This is a genomic window from Paracoccus sp. (in: a-proteobacteria) (genome assembly GCF_039808215.1).
In the GTDB taxonomy this organism is placed as follows: domain Bacteria; phylum Pseudomonadota; class Alphaproteobacteria; order Rhodobacterales; family Rhodobacteraceae; genus Paracoccus.
Genome location: NZ_JBDHSP010000015.1, coordinates 1 through 16,648 on the forward strand (window position 1 = coordinate 1; position 16,648 = coordinate 16,648).

Consider the following 16,648-nt stretch of genomic DNA (forward strand, 5'->3'; position numbering starts at 1 on the left):
GGCGTCCTCGCCGGCCTCGGAACCGAGGGCTACCAACTCGCAACCCGAAGAATCTGCTCAATCTGCAAGGAAAAGGCCTGATCGCCGCCTGCGCCCCGTCGAGGGGTGCAGGCGGCGCGGGGGCAAGGCCCCCGGGGGCCTCAGCGCGTCGGCACGGGATGCTCGCCCGAATAGTCGTAAAAGCCGCGGCCGGTCTTGCGGCCCAGCCAGCCGGCCTCGACATATTTCACCAGAAGCGGGCAGGGACGGTATTTCGTGTCCGCCAGCCCCTCGTGCAGCACGTTCATGATCGCAAGGCAGGTGTCGAGCCCGATGAAATCCGCCAGTTCCAGCGGCCCCATCGGGTGTTTCGCCCCGAGTTTCAGCGACTGGTCGATGGAACTGACCGATCCCACGCCCTCATAAAGCGTATAGACCGCCTCGTTGATCATCGGCATCAGGATGCGGTTGACGATAAAGGCCGGGAAATCCTCGGCGCTGGCCGCGGTCTTGCCGATCCTGGCCACCACCTCGGCCAGGGTCTTATAGGTGGCCTCATCGGTGGCGATGCCGCGGATCAGTTCGACCAGTTGCATCACCGGCACCGGATTCATGAAATGGAAACCCATGAAGCGCTCGGGGCGGTCGGTGCGGCTGGCCAGCCGGGTGATCGAGATCGAGGAGGTGTTCGAGGTCAGGATGGTATCGGGCTTGAGATGCGGCAGCAGGTCCTCGAAGATCGCCTGCTTGACGGTCTCGCGCTCGGTCGCGGCCTCGATGATCAGGTCGGTCTTGCCCAGATCGGCAAGCGACATGGTGGTGGCGATGCGCTTCATTGCCGCGGCGTGGTCGGCCTCGGAGATCTTGCCGCGATGGACCTGGCGTTCCATATTGTGGTCGATCAGGGCCAGCGCCTTGTCCAGCGCTTCGCGCGAGATATCGGTCATCAGCACGTCATAACCCGCCAGGGCAAAGACATGCGCGATGCCGTTGCCCATCTGCCCGGCACCAACCACGCCCACCGATTGAATCGCCATGAGGTCCATCCTTTTCCCGATCAGCCGGGACGATAGGCACAAGCCCGGGGGCGTTCAATGCCAAAACCGCCCGGGGATGCCGAGCGGCGGCGGGGCCGGTGGCCGGGGGCCTGGCCCCCGCGCCTGCGCGCGCCCCTCGACGGGGCGCGCGCAGGCGTCCCGCCGGGGATCTGCGCGGGGCTAGAGCTTGCCGGTCAGTTCCGGGACCACGCTGAACAGGTCGCCCACAAGGCCGTAATCGGCGATCTGGAAGATCGGCGCCTCCTCGTCCTTGTTGATGGCGACGATCACCTTGCTGTCCTTCATCCCGGCGAGATGCTGGATGGCACCAGAGATCCCCACCGCGACGTAAAGCTCGGGCGCCACGACCTTGCCGGTCTGACCCACCTGCCAGTCGTTCGGGGCATAGCCGCTGTCCACCGCCGCGCGCGAGGCACCCACCGCCGCGCCCAGCTTGTCGGCCAGGGCCTCGATGATCTCGAAGCTTTCCTTCGAGCCAAGGCCGCGCCCGCCCGAGACCACGCGCTTGGCCGAGGTCAATTCGGGCCGGTCGCTTTCGGCGACCTCGTCGGCGATCCAGGCCGACAGCGCCGGATCGGCGGCGCTCGCGGTGTCGGCGACGGCGGCCGCACTACCTTCGCCCGCCGCGTCGAAGCTGGCGGTGCGGATGGTGAAGACCTTCTTGCCGTCGCGCGATTTCACCCTCTGGATGGCATTGCCGGCATAGGTCGGGCGCTCGAACGTATCGGCGTCGATCACCGCCGAGACATCCGACAGCACCATCACGTCCAGCAGCGCCGCGACGCGCGGCATGATGTTCTTGGCATCCGTGGTCGCGGGCGCGGCGATATGGCTGAACTCGCCGGCCAGCCCGACGATCAGCGCCGCCGTCGGCTCGGCCAGGCGGTGGCCGTAAAGCGGCGCCTCGGCCACCAGCACCCGGCTGACGCCGGCGATCCTGGCCGCCGCCTCGCCGGCGGATTTCGCATGTGCGCCGGCGCAAAGCACGGTCACCTCGCCCAGGGCCTTGACCGCCGACACCGCCTTGGCGGTGGCATCGCGGTTCAGTTCGCCATTGGTGACTTCACCCAGCAGAAGAACGGCCATCAGATCACCCCCGCTTCTTTCAGTTTGCCGATCAGCTCGTCCACCGAGGCGACCTTGATGCCGGCCTTGCGGCCCTCGGGTTCGCGGGTCGAGACGATCTCCAGCCGCGGGCTGACATCGACGCCGTAATCACCGGCGGTCTTTTCATCCAGCGGCTTCTTTTTCGCCTTCATGATATTGGGAAGGCTGGCATAGCGCGGTTCGTTCAGGCGCAGGTCGGCGGTGATCACCGCCGGCAGCGCCACCTCGACGGTCTGCAGCCCGCCGTCCACCTCGCGGGTGACTTTCGCCTTCGCGCTCTCGATCTCGACCTTGCTGGCGAATGTCGCCTGGCCCCAGCCCAGAAGTGCTGCCAGCATCTGGCCGGTGGCGTTCATGTCGTTGTCGATCGCCTGCTTGCCGGCGATGACCAGCTGCGCACCCTCGGTCCGGGCCACTTCGGCCAGGATCTTGGCGACGGCCAGCGGCTCGATGTCGGTGGCGACATCATCGGCGGCGACGACCAGGATGGCGCGGTCGGCGCCCATGGCCAGCGCGGTGCGCAGCGTCTCGGCCGCCTGCTTGACGCCGATGCTGACGGCGACGACCTCGCTTGCCACGCCCTTTTCCTTCAGCCGGATCGCCTCCTCGACCGCGATCTCGTCGAACGGGTTCATCGACATCTTCACATTCGCCAGATCGACACCGGATCCGTCGGCCTTTACCCGGGCCTTCACGTTATAGTCGATCACGCGCTTGACCGGCACGAGAACCTTCATCGGACTCTCCCCCTCTTGTTGCGTCTGCTGTCGGCAGCGTGTTAGCGGCCCATCCCCGGCAATGACAGGGAAAAATCGTCCGAGCGGCGCGGTGACGCGGCGATCGGGCGATGTTGACGCTAACGGCTGGCGCCCGGCACCCAGAGGATGTCCTGCCGGCCCTGGTCATTGGCGACGCGCCCGGCCACGAACAGCCAGTCCGACAGGCGGTTGAGATATTTCACCGCCGCGGGGTTGGCGTCCTCGGCGCCGGAAAGGGCCACGGCGGCGCGTTCGGCACGGCGGGCCACGGTGCGTGCCAGATGCAGATGCGCGGCCAGCGCGCTGCCGCCGGGCAGGATGAAGCTGCGCAGCGGCGCGATATGGGCGTTCATCGCGTCGATCTCGCGCTCGAGCCGGTCCACCTGCGATTCGATGATGCGCAGCACCGGATGCGGGGCGGCGGCGTCTTCGTGCATGCGCGGGCGGGCCAGATCGGCGCCAAGATCGAACAGATCGTTCTGGATCACCGCGATGCGCTCGGCCAGCTCGCCCGCGCCATGCAGCCGCGCCAGGCCCAGCGTCGCGTTCAGCTCGTCCACCGTGCCATAGGCGGCGACGCGCAGGCTGTCCTTGCGCACCCTTTCGCCGTTCGAGAGCGCCGTCTCGCCCTTGTCGCCGGTGCGGGTATAGATCCTGTTCAGGACGACCATCATTTGCTCCTTGCCCAGAGATAGATCAGAAAGACCGCGATGGCGACGGCCTGGGCATAGATGCGCCAGCGCATCATGCGGTTGCCATGCTTGCGGTTGAATTCGCCGCCCCGGGCAAAGCCGCCGATGCCGGTGGCCAGGATCACCACCACGGCCAGACAGCAGATCGCCAGCAGGTAGAAAAGCGGATCGTCGCGCATTCCGGGTCCTTTTGCCGCACCCTAGCTGCGGCGCGCGAACCAGTCCAGAGCGCGCGTCGACAGCAGCCGCCGCCCGATCCCCGAGACATGGGTGGGCGTGGTGACGTAATAACGCGGCCGCGGATCCGGCGCCTCCAGCGCCGTGGCGATGCGGGCGCTGACCGCGGCGGGCGGCAGTTCGAACCGGTCCTTTTTCGCCGCCGGCTGATAGAGCCGCTTCAGCAGCGTGGCGCGGTATTCCCCGGCGCGGGGGCTGGCCCGCCAGTCGATCCAGCGCTCGAAATGCGGGATCGAGTTCAGGCGGATGCGGGTGCCGATCGGGCCGGGCTCGATCAGGACGATTCTCACCCCGGTGCCCTGCATTTCAAGGCGCAGCACGTCCGTCAGCCCCTCGAGGGCGAATTTCGTCGCCACATAGGCGCCGCGCCAGGGGATGCCGACCAGCCCGAGGACCGAACTTATGTTCACCACCCGCCCGCCATGGGTGCGGAAATGCGGGATCAGCTGCCGCGTCAGGTCATGCGTGCCAAAGAGATTGGCCTCGAAGATGGCGCGCAGCGCCCCGCGCGGCAGGTCCTCGACCGCGCCGGGAATGGCGAAGGCGGCGTTGTTGACCAGCGCATCCACCCCCAGCGCCGCCGCTTCCTCGGCGCAGGCGGCGACGCTGGCTTCGTCGGCCAGTTCCAGATGCAGCGCGTGAAAGCCCTCGGCGCGGCGTGCCGCCAGGTCCCCGGGCTTGCGGCAGGTCGCCAGCACCCGCCAGCCGCGCGCCCGCAGGTGATGCGCCGCATCCAGGCCGATGCCGGACGAGCAGCCGGTGATCAGAACGGTCCTCATGCGTGCCCCCTGTTGCCGCATGGTTCTGCGCCAGTCCGGCCGCTGGCGCAATACGCGCATTTCCGGCTGGACCGGCGCCCGCGGCGGCCCTATGCAATTCCCCATGTCCGACGATCCGAACAATGCCGGCCCGAACGGGGGCCAGACCTCATCCGAGCCGCTGTCGCGCGCCATTGGCGAGCGCTATCTGACCTATGCGCTGTCCACGATCATGCACCGGGCGCTGCCCGATGCCCGCGACGGGCTCAAGCCCGTGCACCGGCGCATCCTTTACGCCATGCGCGAACTGCGCCTGTCGCCCGGCGGCGCCTTTCGCAAATCAGCCAAGATCTCGGGCGACGTGATGGGCAATTATCACCCCCATGGCGATGCCGCGATCTATGACGCCATGGCGCGGCTCGCGCAGCCCTTTGCCATGCGCTATCCGCTGGTGGACGGGCAGGGAAACTTTGGCAATATCGACGGCGACAACCCCGCCGCCAGCCGCTATACCGAGGCCCGCCTGACCGCGGCTGCCGAGGCGCTGATGGACGGTCTGGCCGAGGACGCGGTCGATTTCCGCCCGAACTATGACGGCACCCTGCAAGAGCCGGTGGTGCTGCCGGCGGCTTTCCCGAACCTTTTGTGCAACGGTGCCTCGGGCATCGCGGTGGGCATGGCGACCAACGTGCCGCCCCACAACCTGCACGAGGTGATCGACGCCTGCCTGCATCTGATCAAGGCGCCGGATGCGCGCGACGATACGCTGGTCTCGATCATGCCGGGGCCGGATTTCCCGACCGGCGGCGTGCTGGTCGAGACCCGCGACACCATCGCCGAGGCCTACCGCACCGGCCGCGGCAGCCTGCGGCTGCGCGCGCGCTGGACGGTCGAGGACCTGGGCCGCGGCAGCTGGCAGATCGTTGTCACCGAGATTCCCTATCAGGTGCAGAAATCGCGCCTGATCGAGCGTCTGGCCGAGGTCATCCAGCAAAAGAAGGTGCCGATCCTGGCCGATGTGCGCGACGAATCGGCCGAGGACATCCGCATCGTCCTCGAGCCGCGCGCCCGCAGCGTCGAGCCCGAGCAGCTGATGGCGGCGCTTTACCGCGTCACCGAGCTTGAGGTGCGCTTTGGCCTGAACATGAACGTGCTGATCGACGGGCGCGTGCCGAAGGTCTGCTCGCTCAAGGAGGTGCTGCGCGCCTTTCTCGACCACCGGCGCGAGGTGCTGGTCCGGCGCGCCAACCACCGGCTCGACAAGATCGCCGCGCGCCTCGAGGTGCTCAAGGGCTACATGATCGCCTTCCTGAACCTCGACCGGGTGATCGCGATCATCCGCCACGAGGACGAGCCCAAGGCGGTGCTGATGGCCGAATTCGCCCTGTCCGAGGTGCAGGTCGAGGCGATCCTGAACATGCGCCTGCGCGCGCTGCGCAAGCTTGAGGAGATCGAGCTGCGCGCCGAGCGCGAGGCGCTGTCGCAGGAGCGCGAGGGCCTGCTGGCCATGCTGGCCGACGACGCCAGCCAATGGGCGAAGATCGCCGCCGAGCTGCGCGAGACGCGGATGAAATTCGGCAAGTCCGCCCCCGGCGGCCAGCGCCGCACCGAGATCGCCGAGGCGGGCGAACCGACCGAGATCGACATGGAATCGATGATCGAGCGCGAGCCGGTCACCGTCATCCTGTCGAAGATGGGCTGGATCCGCGCGCTGAAGGGGCATCAGCCGCTGGACGCGGAACTGAAGTTCAAGGACGGCGACGGCCCCTTCATGGCGCTGCATGCCGAGACCACAGACAAGCTGATGCTCTACGGCGCCAACGGCCGCTTCTATACCCTGCCGGCCAGCAACCTGCCTGGCGGGCGCGGCATGGGGGAACCCCTGCGGCTGATGATCGACCTGCCCAATGACGCCGAGGTGATCGACCTCTTTCCCTGGCGCGAGGGCGAGCGCTATCTGCTGGCGTCAAAAGCCGGCGACGGCTTCATCGTCGCGGCGGGCGACATCCTGGCGCAGACCCGCGCCGGCAAGCAGGTGCTGAACGGCGACGCGCTGCTGATCCGGCGCATCAGTGGCGACCATGTCGCCGTGGTCGGCGAGAACCGCAAGCTGCTGGTCTTTGCCCTGGACGAACTGCCCGAGATGGCGCGCGGCAAGGGCGTACGCCTGCAGAAGTTCAAGGATGGCGGGCTGTCGGACGCAATCTGCCTGACGCTCTCTGACGGGTTGCGCTGGCAGGAAAGCGGCGGGCGCACCCGCACCGAACCGGACCTGACAGAATGGCTGGGCAAGCGTGCCACCGCCGGGCGCATGGCGCCGCGCGGATTCCCGCGCGACAACCGCTTCACCTGAAAACGCAAGGGCGGGATGATCCCGCCCTTGGTCGTTCAACTGCTGGCCTTGGGCCGGATCACCGGGCCGTCGGGTTGCGTGGTCGTGGCACTCTGGTCGGCCGAGATCTTCTTGTGGCCGGCGCAATCCGCAAATGCCGGAGCCGCGATCACCGAAAGCGCCAGGGCCAGGGCGGCGGTCTTGCTGAGCATCGGGCAGCCTCCTTGAGCTCCGCGGGCCTGGGCCCGCCCGGTGATGGTCGCATGCGCGGGGCCGCCGGTCAATTCCGCGCTATTCGTCGCGGATCTGCTTGCGCCCGGTGATCATCGGCCCGATCAGGTCCTCGCGCTTCCAGAAGCGGTAGAAATAGATCATGCCGACATGCAGCGCCACCAAGAGCAGGATCAGCAGCGCGCCCAGATTGTGCCAGCCCACCGCGCGCGAACGCGTGGCCGAGCTGACATGCTGCGCCAGCGGCCCGACATTGATGAAATCATCCGGATCCGAGATCAGCCCGGTGGTCACCTGCGCCGCCAGCACCGCCAGCATGGCGATCACCGACAGCGCCCCCATCGGGTTGTGGCCGGGCCAGTAGCTGGGCTCGCGCAGGAACAGGCGCCGGGCATAGGCGGCAATCGCCCCCGGCCCGCGCAGGAACTGCGAGAACCGCGCCGGAGGCGGGCCGACAAAGCCCCAGACCAGGCGAAAGACCAGCAGTCCCGCCACCACATAGCCCGACCAGAAATGCAGCGTCATCCTGGCCGGCCCGAACTGGCCCAGGCTCCAGGAGATCACCACGAAGACCAGCAGCAGCCAGTGGAAACTGCGCAAGAGCGGGTCCCAGACCCGCGCCTCGCGCACCGGGCCGCGGCCGGCCATCAGCTTTTCTCGCGGAAGGAATCGTGGCAGGCCTTGCAGGCGCCGCCCAGCTTCTGCACCAGGGCGCCGACATTGGCCGCCCCGCCCTTGGCCGCATCGGGGGCGCCGACAGCGGCCTCTTGCAGCCCCGAGAACTTGGCGCGAAACTGGTCGGGATCGGCCCAGATGTCGGGCCGTGCCGCCGTGCCCTTGACCTTGTCCGAGCCGCTGCCCTCAAGGAACAGGCTGGGCAGGTCGTAATGCGTCAGCGTCTCGATATTGGCGGCGGCGCGGCTGGCGGCGGTCTCGTCATAGGGCAGGTCGCCCTTGGCCATGCCGGCCAGCTTGCCCATATTGATCGCCAGCATCTCGTAGAAACCCTGGCGGGCCTCGATCGCCTGTTCGATCGGATCGTCCTGGGCGCTGGCGGTCAGGGGCAGGATGGCAAGGGCGGCGGCAGTCAGAACAAGGCGCATGTCGTCGTATCCTCTCATGTGGCGCGGGCTGCACGTGTCAATTGCATCACGCCAGCCTGACACAAGGAAACCCTTCTGCCAATGCGGGCGCGGATGCCGTTCTCGTGAAGGCGGGTTCCGGCCGCTCAGCGGCAGCGCGCCGGGTTCACCCCCACCGCGGTCAGACCCCAGCCGGTCATCTGGCGCACCAGCTCCTGGCCGGCGGCGTCGAAGGCCGGGATCAGGTCGGCGGTCCTGGTCGAGGGCGCGCTGGTCTCGGCGGTGAACTGGCCGCGCGCCACCACCCGGGCGTCCATCTCGCGCACCATCTGGGCGCTGACCGACAGGCGGATGAGGGCGCCCTTGCCCGCGACCTCGGCGTTGAAATCGTTGATCTCCGAGATCAGCGCGAAATCCCCGGCCGTGCCCAGCGGCGCCCGTCCGACATGGGTGAAGGCGTCATAGACGCGGAAGCTGCGCACCAAAAGCGTCTGCAGCGTCACCGGCACCGTGTCGCCCCAGCGCGCATCCGGCAGATATTGCGTCTGCAGCGCGTTCGGGCGGATCATGATGCGGTCGGTGTCCAGCGTGCCGCGCGCCTTGGGCGGCTCGATCACCAGCTCGGCCAGGCGGCCGTGGCCGCAACGCTGCGGCGTGTCCGACGGCGGGCGCAGTTCGAACACGTCGCGATTGGGCTCGCCCTGCAGCGCGCTGAGCGCGCCGCAGCCGGGCAGGGTCAGCACCAGGGCAAGAAGGGCGGCGGTGGCGCGCATCATGGTCTCCTTCAGCGGCGGAATTCGGGGACGTTCGGTCCCGAGATGATCTGTGACGGGTTGCGGCGCAGGCCCGTGACCAGCCGGTTCATGTTGCCGACCAGGTCACGCATGTCGCCGGTCAGCCGGGTGATCTGCGCCAGCCCGTTGCGGGCGAAATCCTGCACCGGGGCGCTGATGCCGGCCAGCAGCGTGTTCATGGTGCCAAAGGCGGCGCTGGCGCTTTCGGCGGCGATGCGCATCTGTCCGGTGATCTGCGGCAGGTCGACCACCACCTGGTCGATGGCCTCGTTGGCCTTGCCAAGCGTCACCCGCAGGTCCGACATCACCGGGCCGACATCGGTATTGATCACCCGGTCGGCGCCGTCAAAGGCGCGCTCGGCCGCCGCCAGGGTGCGGTTGCCGATCTCCAGCGCCTTGTCGAGGCTGTCCATGCTGCGGTCGGCGCGATTGGTCAGCCGCGTCAGGTCGGTCTGCAGCGTGTCGGCGGTCTGGCCCAGCCGCCGCGTCAGCGGCCTGAGGTCGGCCTCGACATAGGACTGCACCGTATCCAGCGCCTTGGTTCCCGAATCCAGCGCGCTGTCGGTCCGCGCCAGGGTCCTTTCGGCCGCATCGCCCAGCGTGCCGATGCGGGTACCGAATTCCGAGATGTCGGCGGCGGCCGAGGCGATGGAATCGGTCGCGCGCGAGATGTCGGACAGCGACTTGTCCAGGTTGCCGCTTGAACGTTCGACATTGCCGAGGATGGCGTTCACCCGCGCCTGGTTCTGTTCGCCCAGCAGTTCGGTCAGCTGTTCGGCCACGGTGTTCAGCCGCGAGATCATCTCGGGACCCTGGTCCGACAGTGTCTGCAGCGCCGAGCGGTTGGCGGCGATGACCGGCACGGGATCGGCGCTGGCCTCGCGCAGCAGCGGCGCTTCCGGCGTGCCGGCGGTGATTGCCACGGTCGAGATGCCGGTGACTGCCTGGCTCTCGACCGAGGCGCGGGAATCGACGCGCACCGGCGTGTCCTCGGCCACCTCGATGCGCACGCGCACCGGGCCGTTCTCGTTGCCCGAAAGCCGGATCTCGGCCACGCGCCCGACCGAAAGCCCGGCGAAGGTCACGTCCGACGAGGGGCTGAGCCCGGAAACCTCCTGGAAATAGATGTCATACCAGGCGAACTGCCGGTTCAGCTCGAGTTTCGCGAACCACATCAGAAACAGCAGCAGGCCGAGGAAGCCGGCGATGGTAAAGGCCCCGATCAGGACGTAATTGGCCTTGGTCTCCATGCTCTACTCCTTGCTCCGGCTGCTGGTCATCGCGGCGCGGGCGCGCGGTCCGTGGAAATATTCATGCACCCAGGGGTGATCGACCTGCAGCATCTCGGCCATGGTGCCGGTGACCAGCACGCGCTTTTCCGCCAGCACCGCGATGCGGTCGCAGCAGGTGTGCAGCGTGTCAAGGTCATGGGTGACCAGAAACACCGACAGGTTCAGCGCATTGCGCAGTTCAAGGATGAGGCGGTCGAAGGCATCGGCGCCGATCGGGTCCAGCCCGGCGGTCGGCTCGTCCAGAAAGACGATCTCGGGGTCCAGCGCCAGCGCGCGGGCGATGCCGGCGCGTTTCTTCATGCCGCCCGACAGGTCCGAGGGGTATTTCGCATTGGCGATCCAGGGCAGGCCGGCCATCGAGACCTTCAGCTCGGCCAGCCCCCGGCGCGTCTCGTCCGAGAGGCCGGGCACGGCGCGCAGCGGCACCTCGACATTCTCGCGTACGTTCAGCGAGGAAAACAGCGCCCCGCTTTGAAACATGACGCCCCAGCGCCGCTCGAGCGCCTCGCGCGCCGGGCCATGCAGCGCCGCGACATCCTCGCCAAAGACCCGGATGGTGCCGGCCGCCGGGCGGCTGAGCCCGGCGATGCTGCGCAAGAGCACGGATTTGCCGGTGCCCGAGCCGCCGACCACGCCGAGGATCTCGCCCCGCTTCAGGTCGAGGTCCAGCCCGTCATGCACGACATGGCTGCCGAACTGCGTGCGCAACCCGCGCACCTCGATGACATTGCCGCTCATAGCCCGACCGTCGAGAAGAAGATCGAGAACAGCGCATCGGCGATGATCACCGCGAATATCGCATGCACCACCGCGGCCGAGGTCTGCGCGCCCAGCGATTCCGCGTCCTTGCCGACCTTCATGCCGGCATGGCATCCGACGATGCCGATGATCAGCGCAAAGATCGGCGCCTTGCTGAGCCCGACGATGGCGTGATCGACGCTGGTCTCCATCAGCCGGTAGAGAAACAGCGGCGGCGAGATGCCGAGGTCGATCCAGGACATCAGCGCGCCGCCCACCAGCCCCGAGACATTGGCGATCAGCCCCAGGATCGGCAGGGTGATCACCAGCGCCAGCACCCGCGGCAGCACCAGCACCATGTCCGGGCTCAGCCCCAGGGTGCGCATGGCGTCGATTTCCTCGTTCATCTTCATCGAGCCGATCGAGGCGGTCAGCGCCGAGGCGGTGCGGCCGGCGACGATGATCGCGGTCATCAGGATGCCCAGTTCGCGCAGGATGGAAATGGCCAGCAGGTCGACGACAAAGATCTCGGCGCCGAACTGGCGCAGCTGCGTCGCGCCCTGGAATGTCAGCACCACCCCGATCAGGAAGGACATCACCGCGACGATGGGCACGGCGCGCAGCCCGGTCTCCTGGCAGTGCCAGATCAGCGCCGTCAGGCGAAAATCGCGGGGATGGCGGATGGTGCGCGCCAGCGCTGCCAGGAAGCGGCCCAGATATTCCGCCAGTTCGCGCAGAAAGATCAGCGCGGCGACGATGCCGCGCCCGGTGCGTTCAAGCAGCTGATGCCAGTCGGCGCGCGGGGCCGGGGCCGGCTCGGGCCGGGGCAGGGCGGCGCGGACATTGTCAAGCAGCCGCGCCTGGGTCTCGTTCAGCCCCGCAAGGCTGGCGCCGTCGCGTTCGCGGCCCAGCAGGAACCAGGCGGCGGCAGTGTCGAGCCGGGTCAGCCCCGACAGGTCCAGATGCGTCGCGGCATGGACCTGATCGGGCAGCTGCGCCAGCGTCCAGACGGTGAAATCCCCGGCAAGCCGCAGCACCCCGTCCGAGGTCGAGGCGGTCAGTCTGCCGTCTGGGATCGCGTCGGCCATGGGTGTCCTTGCGGCGATTGCGCAGAACTCATCGGGCTTCTGGCGGCGCTTGTCAAACCCCGGCGGCAGCACCTTCGCGACAACAGCTTGGGATTGCGTCCAGACGTGCGGGATTTGTCACATGTTTTACGCTTGCGTGATTTGACGGCGCCGGGCATTTCCGACTATGCTTTTCGGCATAGGTCGCGACCACATGCCCGGCGTGGCCTGCCCCGGGATCCGGGTTCCTTGTTGTTCCTGTTGCCGATTGTCCCGGGGTTGCCTCAACCCTGCGCCAGCGCCCGCATCATCCGCACCGGCTCGGTCCGGGCCAGACGCAGCACATGCGCCATATAGGGTTGCAGCAGGTCCTCGCTGCGGATGCCGGCGTAAAGCCGGCGCAGCATGCCCTGGCGGCCCAGTGCCAGCAGCGCCAGTTCCGCATTGCCCGCCTGCGCCCGCAGCACCCAGTCCGGCATCACCGAGACCCCGCGCCCCGAGGCGACCAGCATCAGCGCGACCGCGGTCTGTTCCACCTGCCGCACATGCGCCGGCTCGATCCCCGCCGGGTCGAGGAACTGCGAAAACACGTCCAGCCGCGCCCGCTCCATCGGATAGGTGATCAGCGTCTCGGTGGCCAGATCGGCGGGCTCGGCATAGCCCCTGGCGGCCAGCGGGTGGTCCGCCGCCACCACCAGGGTCGGCGCATAGTCGAACAGCGGCTGGAAGCTTACCCCGGCGATGCGCTCGGGGTCCGAGGAGATCACCATGTCCACCTGGCCGCGTTCCAGCGCCGGCAGCGCCTTCAGCGCCAGGCTCGAGCGGATGTCCAGATCGACCTCGGGCCAGGCGCGGCGGAACTGGTCCAGCACCGGCAAGAGCCAGTCAAAGCAATGGTGGCATTCCATCGCCACATGCAGCCGCCCGGCGCGGCCCAGTTCCACGGCGCGGAACTCGGCCTCGGCGGCCTCGATCAGCGGCAGCACCTGCTCGGCGGTGCGCAAGAGCCGCATTCCCGCGCCCGACAGCCGCAGGGGCTTGGTGCGGCGCAGGAACAGCTCGACCCCCACCTGTTCCTCCAGCGCCTTGATCTGATGCGACAGGGCCGATTGCGTCAGGTTCAGCACCTCGGCGGCACGGGCCAGCCCGCCCTGATCATGGATGGCGCGCAGGCTGCGCAAATGCCGGAGTTCAAGGTGCATCGTGAATGGAACTCATCATTGTCTTGAGGATTATGAATTTGTCTCACGTCGCGGCGCGTGCGACAAGGTCCTCAGCAAAAGGACAACAGCCATGCCCACGCCCGCCGTCAGCTTCGAATTCTTCCCGCCGCGCAATCTGGACCAGTCGTTCCGGCTGTGGGACACGGCGCGGGCGCTGGCGCCGCTGCGGCCGGATTTCGTCTCGGTGACCTATGGCGCCGGCGGCACCACGCGGCAGTTGACCCATGAGGCGGTGACGGCGCTGGCCAGCCATTACGGGCTGAATGTCGCGGCGCATCTGACCTGCGTCGATGCCACGCGCGAGGAAACCCTGCAGATCGTTGCCGATTACGTCGCCGCCGGCGTCAACGAGATCGTGGCGCTGCGCGGGGACGCGCCGCAGGGCCAGGGCCGCTTTGCCCCCCATGCCGAGGGTTTCGCCAGTTCCGTCGAGCTGATCGAGGCGATCGCCGCGCGCGGCGACGTGACCATCCGCTGCGGCGCCTATCCCGAGCCGCATCCCGACAGCGCCGATACCGCCGCCGATGTCGCCTGGCTGCGGCGCAAGGTGGATGCCGGCGCCAGCAGTGCCATCACGCAGTTCTTCTTCGATGCCGACACGTTCTTCCGCTTTCGCGATGCCTGCGCCGCGGCCGGGATCGCGGCGCCGATCATCCCCGGCATCCTGCCGATCCAGAGCTGGGCCGGCGCGCGCCGCTTTGCCGAGCGTTGCGGCACCTCGGTGCCCGCCTGGGCGGAAGCGGCCTTTGCCGCCGCCGGCAAGGCGGGCGAGTCGCAGCTGGCGCATGATGTCTGTGTGCGCCTGTGCGAGAATCTGGTGGCCGGCGGCGTGGACCGGCTGCATTTCTACACGCTGAACAAGCCGGAACTGGTGGTGAAGGTCTGCGGCGCGCTGGGCGTCGCGCCGGCCGCCGGGCTGTCGCAGGTGGCCTGAGGCGCCGGCGCCCGGATCGGCGCTCAGGCCAGCGCCTTGGCGCCCATGTTCAGGAATTTCTGCCGCCGGTCGCGGATCAGCTCGGCCGGCTTGCGTCCCGCCAGTTCCTCCAGCATGGCGGCGATCGCCACCCCCACCGCCGCAACCGCCTCGCCGGGCGCGCGCTGGGCGCCGCCCACTGGCTCGGCGATGATGCGGTCGATGATCTCCAGCTTTTTCAGATCCTGCGCTGTCAGCTTCAGCGCATGCGCCGCCTCGCGCATCTTCTCGGAATCCTTCCACAGGATCGAGGCGCAGCCCTCGGGCGAGATCACCGAATAGATCGCATGTTCCAGCATGGCGATGCGGTTGGCGGTGGCGAAGGCCACGGCGCCGCCCGAGCCGCCCTCGCCGATGATGACCGAGACCAGCGGCACGCCGATCTGCAGGCATTTCTCGGTGGCGCGCGCGATGGCCTCGCTTTGGCCGCGTTCCTCGGCGCCCTTGCCGGGATAGGCGCCGGGCGTGTCGACCAGGGTGATCACCGGCAGGGCAAAGCGCTCGGCGATCTCCATCAGCCGGATCGCCTTGCGATAGCCCTCGGGGCGGGCCATGCCGAAATTGTGCTCGATGCGCGAGCGGGTGTCGTTGCCCTTTTCATGGCCGATGACCACGCAGGGCGCGTCGCGAAACCGCGCCAGCCCGCCCATGACCGCGTGATCCTCGCCAAAGGCGCGGTCGCCGGCCAGGGGGGTGAATTCGCTGAACAGCGCCTCGATATAGGCGCGGCAATGCGGGCGTTCGGGATGGCGGGCCACCTGGGTCTTGCGCCAGGGATCGAGCTGCCTGTAAAGGTCGCGCAGCATGTCCTGGGCCTTCTTGTCCAGCGCCGCGGCCTCCTTCTCCAGATCGACGCCCTCGCCCTTGCGCGCCAGCGCCCGCAACTCCTCGGCCTTGCCCTCAAGATCGGCCAGGGGTTTTTCGAACTCGAGATAGGTCATGCGGGGCTCCAACCGATCATGCGCGGCGCCTGTATGCTTGGCGCCGGGCGGGAATGCAACTTTTGCCTTACCAGCGCGCCAGCGCGTCCTCATCCTCGTCGCGGGCATCGACCCAGGCGCCGGGGCCCGCGGCGGTGATCTCGCGCTTCCAGAAGGGGGCGCGGGATTTCAGCCAGTCCATCAGATATTCCGCGCCCTCGAAGGCGGCGCGGCGGTGGCGCGCGGCACAGGCCACCATCATGATCGCCTCGCCCGCCTCAAGCCGGCCGTGGCGGTGCACGATGCGCCAATCTTCCAGGTGAAAGCGGCGCGCCGCCTCCAGCCCGTAGGCGGTCAGGGATTTTTCGGTCATGCCGGGATAGTGCTCGATCTCAAGTGCCAGCAGCCGCCCGCCCTCGTCGCGCACCAGGCCGGAAAAGCAGACCACCGCGCCGGCGCCCTGGCCGAAACCCGCCAGTTCGGTGCCCAGGTCGAAGGGCTGGCTCTGCACGCGGGCCGACATCTCAGCCCCCGGTCATCGGCGGAAAGAACGCCACCTCGCGCGCGCCGGCCAGCGGCGCGTCAAGGTCCGACAGTTCCTGATCGATGGCCACGCGCACCGCCGCAAGATCCGCCAGCGCCGCCGCGTGCCATTCGTCCAGCGCGGAAAGTTCGGCCACCAGTTCGCGCACGGTGGCGGCGTCGGTCTCGATGCGTTCGCGCGGCTGGCCGATGCGTTCGCGCAGCCAGGCGAAATACAGGATGTCAAGCGCCATGGCGATCCCTCAGATGCGGGCGGGCCTTGTCGAAATAGTCCCAGCCGGTGACCGCGGTCAGGCCCGCGGCGATCCAGATCAGCAAGAGGCCCAGCTGCGTGGCCAGATCCGACCAGCTGTCGGACCAGGGCAGGCGGGTCTCGCCGACCAGCGGCGGATGGCCGACCTCGTAATATTTCAGCCCCGTGCCCAAAAACAGCACAGCGATGGCGACCATCTGCGCCGTGGTCTTCCATTTTGCCAGTTTCGTGACCTTCAGCAGCCGCGACTGGTCGCCGAGAAATTCGCGCAGCCCCGAGACGAAGACCTCGCGAAACAGGATCACCGTCGAGGGCAGGATCAGCCAGGGGTTCATGCCGGAATAGCCGGTGATGACCACCACGGCGATGATGACCATGGCCTTGTCGGCGATCGGATCCATGGCGGCGCCAAAGCGGCTTTCCTGGCGCCAGGCGCGGGCAAGATAGCCGTCGAACCAGTCGGTGACGGCGGCGACCAGAAACAGCACCAGTGCCGCGAAATCCGCGAACGGCCGGCTGAGGAACAGAAACATCAGCGGCAGCAGCGGCGCGGCCGCCAGTCGCAGCATGGTCAGGATATTGGGCAGGGTCCAGCGCATGACAGCAATCTA

Annotated in this window: 20 protein-coding genes; 2 read left to right on the plus strand and 18 right to left on the minus strand. The window is 68.0% G+C overall.

Going from position 1 to position 16,648, the window contains the following annotated elements:
• Positions 1-140 precede the first annotated feature (140 nt).
• The 6 genes from WMK75_RS07370 to WMK75_RS07395 all read right to left on the minus strand — a co-directional run bounded on the left by WMK75_RS07370 (position 141) and on the right by WMK75_RS07395 (position 4,610).
• Complete coding sequence (locus WMK75_RS07370) at positions 141-1,016, minus strand: 3-hydroxybutyryl-CoA dehydrogenase (RefSeq protein ID WP_347267026.1); 876 nt, start codon at positions 1,014-1,016, stop codon at positions 141-143.
• Between the two features lie 180 nt (positions 1,017-1,196).
• Complete coding sequence (locus tag WMK75_RS07375) at positions 1,197-2,123, minus strand: electron transfer flavoprotein subunit alpha/FixB family protein (protein WP_347267027.1); 927 nt, start codon at positions 2,121-2,123, stop codon at positions 1,197-1,199.
• Complete coding sequence (locus tag WMK75_RS07380) at positions 2,123-2,881, minus strand: electron transfer flavoprotein subunit beta/FixA family protein (RefSeq protein WP_347267028.1); 759 nt, start codon at positions 2,879-2,881, stop codon at positions 2,123-2,125. The genes WMK75_RS07375 and WMK75_RS07380 overlap by 1 nt, the downstream gene beginning before the upstream one ends.
• Before the next feature lie 119 nt (positions 2,882-3,000).
• A complete protein-coding gene (locus WMK75_RS07385) occupies positions 3,001-3,573 on the minus strand; it encodes a cob(I)yrinic acid a,c-diamide adenosyltransferase (protein ID WP_347267029.1) in 573 nt (190 codons plus the stop codon).
• Complete coding sequence (locus WMK75_RS07390) at positions 3,573-3,773, minus strand: twin transmembrane helix small protein (RefSeq protein ID WP_347267030.1); 201 nt, start codon at positions 3,771-3,773, stop codon at positions 3,573-3,575. Before WMK75_RS07390 ends, WMK75_RS07385 begins: the two co-directional genes overlap by 1 nt.
• Before the next feature lie 21 nt (positions 3,774-3,794).
• The gene (locus WMK75_RS07395) at positions 3,795-4,610 is read right to left on the minus strand and encodes an SDR family NAD(P)-dependent oxidoreductase (RefSeq protein ID WP_347267031.1); all 816 of its coding nucleotides are present in this window, start codon (positions 4,608-4,610) and stop codon (positions 3,795-3,797) included.
• A gap of 103 nt (positions 4,611-4,713) precedes the next feature.
• On the opposite strand from WMK75_RS07395, the gene parC reads away from it, so the two are divergent.
• On the plus strand, positions 4,714-6,942 hold the full coding sequence (gene parC, locus WMK75_RS07400; RefSeq protein WP_347267032.1) for a DNA topoisomerase IV subunit A: 2,229 nt from the start codon (positions 4,714-4,716) through the stop codon (positions 6,940-6,942).
• Positions 6,943-6,977: 35 nt separating this feature from the next.
• On the opposite strand, the gene WMK75_RS07405 is transcribed toward parC, so the two are convergent.
• The 8 genes from WMK75_RS07405 to WMK75_RS07440 all read right to left on the minus strand — a co-directional run bounded on the left by WMK75_RS07405 (position 6,978) and on the right by WMK75_RS07440 (position 13,327).
• Entirely contained in the window at positions 6,978-7,133 is a 156-nt protein-coding gene (locus WMK75_RS07405) for a hypothetical protein (protein ID WP_347267033.1), read from the minus strand.
• A gap of 79 nt (positions 7,134-7,212) precedes the next feature.
• Positions 7,213-7,800, minus strand: a complete 588-nt coding sequence (locus WMK75_RS07410) for a cytochrome b/b6 domain-containing protein (protein WP_347267034.1) — start codon at positions 7,798-7,800, stop codon at positions 7,213-7,215.
• Positions 7,800-8,255 (minus strand): cytochrome c, encoded by a 456-nt coding sequence (locus WMK75_RS07415; protein WP_347267035.1) that lies wholly within the window; start codon positions 8,253-8,255, stop codon positions 7,800-7,802. Before WMK75_RS07415 ends, WMK75_RS07410 begins: the two co-directional genes overlap by 1 nt.
• A gap of 125 nt (positions 8,256-8,380) precedes the next feature.
• Positions 8,381-9,007 (minus strand): ABC-type transport auxiliary lipoprotein family protein, encoded by a 627-nt coding sequence (locus tag WMK75_RS07420; RefSeq protein ID WP_347267036.1) that lies wholly within the window; start codon positions 9,005-9,007, stop codon positions 8,381-8,383.
• Between the two features lie 11 nt (positions 9,008-9,018).
• A complete protein-coding gene (locus WMK75_RS07425; protein WP_347267037.1) occupies positions 9,019-10,278 on the minus strand; it encodes an MlaD family protein in 1,260 nt (419 codons plus the stop codon).
• 3 nt (positions 10,279-10,281) lie between these two features.
• Positions 10,282-11,058, minus strand: coding sequence for an ABC transporter ATP-binding protein (locus tag WMK75_RS07430; RefSeq protein WP_347267038.1), 777 nt, complete (start codon positions 11,056-11,058; stop codon positions 10,282-10,284).
• Positions 11,055-12,146: an ABC transporter permease gene (locus WMK75_RS07435; protein WP_347267039.1), complete on the minus strand. Its 1,092-nt coding sequence runs from the start codon at positions 12,144-12,146 to the stop codon at positions 11,055-11,057. The genes WMK75_RS07430 and WMK75_RS07435 overlap by 4 nt, the downstream gene beginning before the upstream one ends.
• A 263-nt stretch (positions 12,147-12,409) precedes the next feature.
• Complete coding sequence (locus tag WMK75_RS07440) at positions 12,410-13,327, minus strand: LysR substrate-binding domain-containing protein (protein WP_347267040.1); 918 nt, start codon at positions 13,325-13,327, stop codon at positions 12,410-12,412.
• A gap of 91 nt (positions 13,328-13,418) precedes the next feature.
• On the opposite strand from WMK75_RS07440, the gene metF reads away from it, so the two are divergent.
• Positions 13,419-14,282, plus strand: coding sequence for a methylenetetrahydrofolate reductase [NAD(P)H] (metF, locus tag WMK75_RS07445; RefSeq protein WP_347267041.1), 864 nt, complete (start codon positions 13,419-13,421; stop codon positions 14,280-14,282).
• A 23-nt stretch (positions 14,283-14,305) separates the two neighbouring features.
• Here metF and WMK75_RS07450 read toward each other — a convergent pair whose 3' ends face one another.
• The 4 genes from WMK75_RS07450 to pgsA all read right to left on the minus strand — a co-directional run bounded on the left by WMK75_RS07450 (position 14,306) and on the right by pgsA (position 16,636).
• Entirely contained in the window at positions 14,306-15,262 is a 957-nt protein-coding gene (locus WMK75_RS07450) for an acetyl-CoA carboxylase carboxyltransferase subunit alpha (protein WP_347267042.1), read from the minus strand.
• 67 nt (positions 15,263-15,329) lie between these two features.
• Positions 15,330-15,764, minus strand: a complete 435-nt coding sequence (locus WMK75_RS07455) for a molybdenum cofactor biosynthesis protein MoaE (RefSeq protein ID WP_347267043.1) — start codon at positions 15,762-15,764, stop codon at positions 15,330-15,332.
• A 1-nt stretch (position 15,765) separates the two neighbouring features.
• Positions 15,766-16,017 (minus strand): molybdopterin converting factor subunit 1, encoded by a 252-nt coding sequence (gene moaD, locus WMK75_RS07460; protein WP_347267044.1) that lies wholly within the window; start codon positions 16,015-16,017, stop codon positions 15,766-15,768.
• Complete coding sequence (pgsA, locus tag WMK75_RS07465) at positions 16,007-16,636, minus strand: CDP-diacylglycerol--glycerol-3-phosphate 3-phosphatidyltransferase (protein ID WP_347267045.1); 630 nt, start codon at positions 16,634-16,636, stop codon at positions 16,007-16,009. Before pgsA ends, moaD begins: the two co-directional genes overlap by 11 nt.
• Positions 16,637-16,648 lie beyond the last annotated feature (12 nt).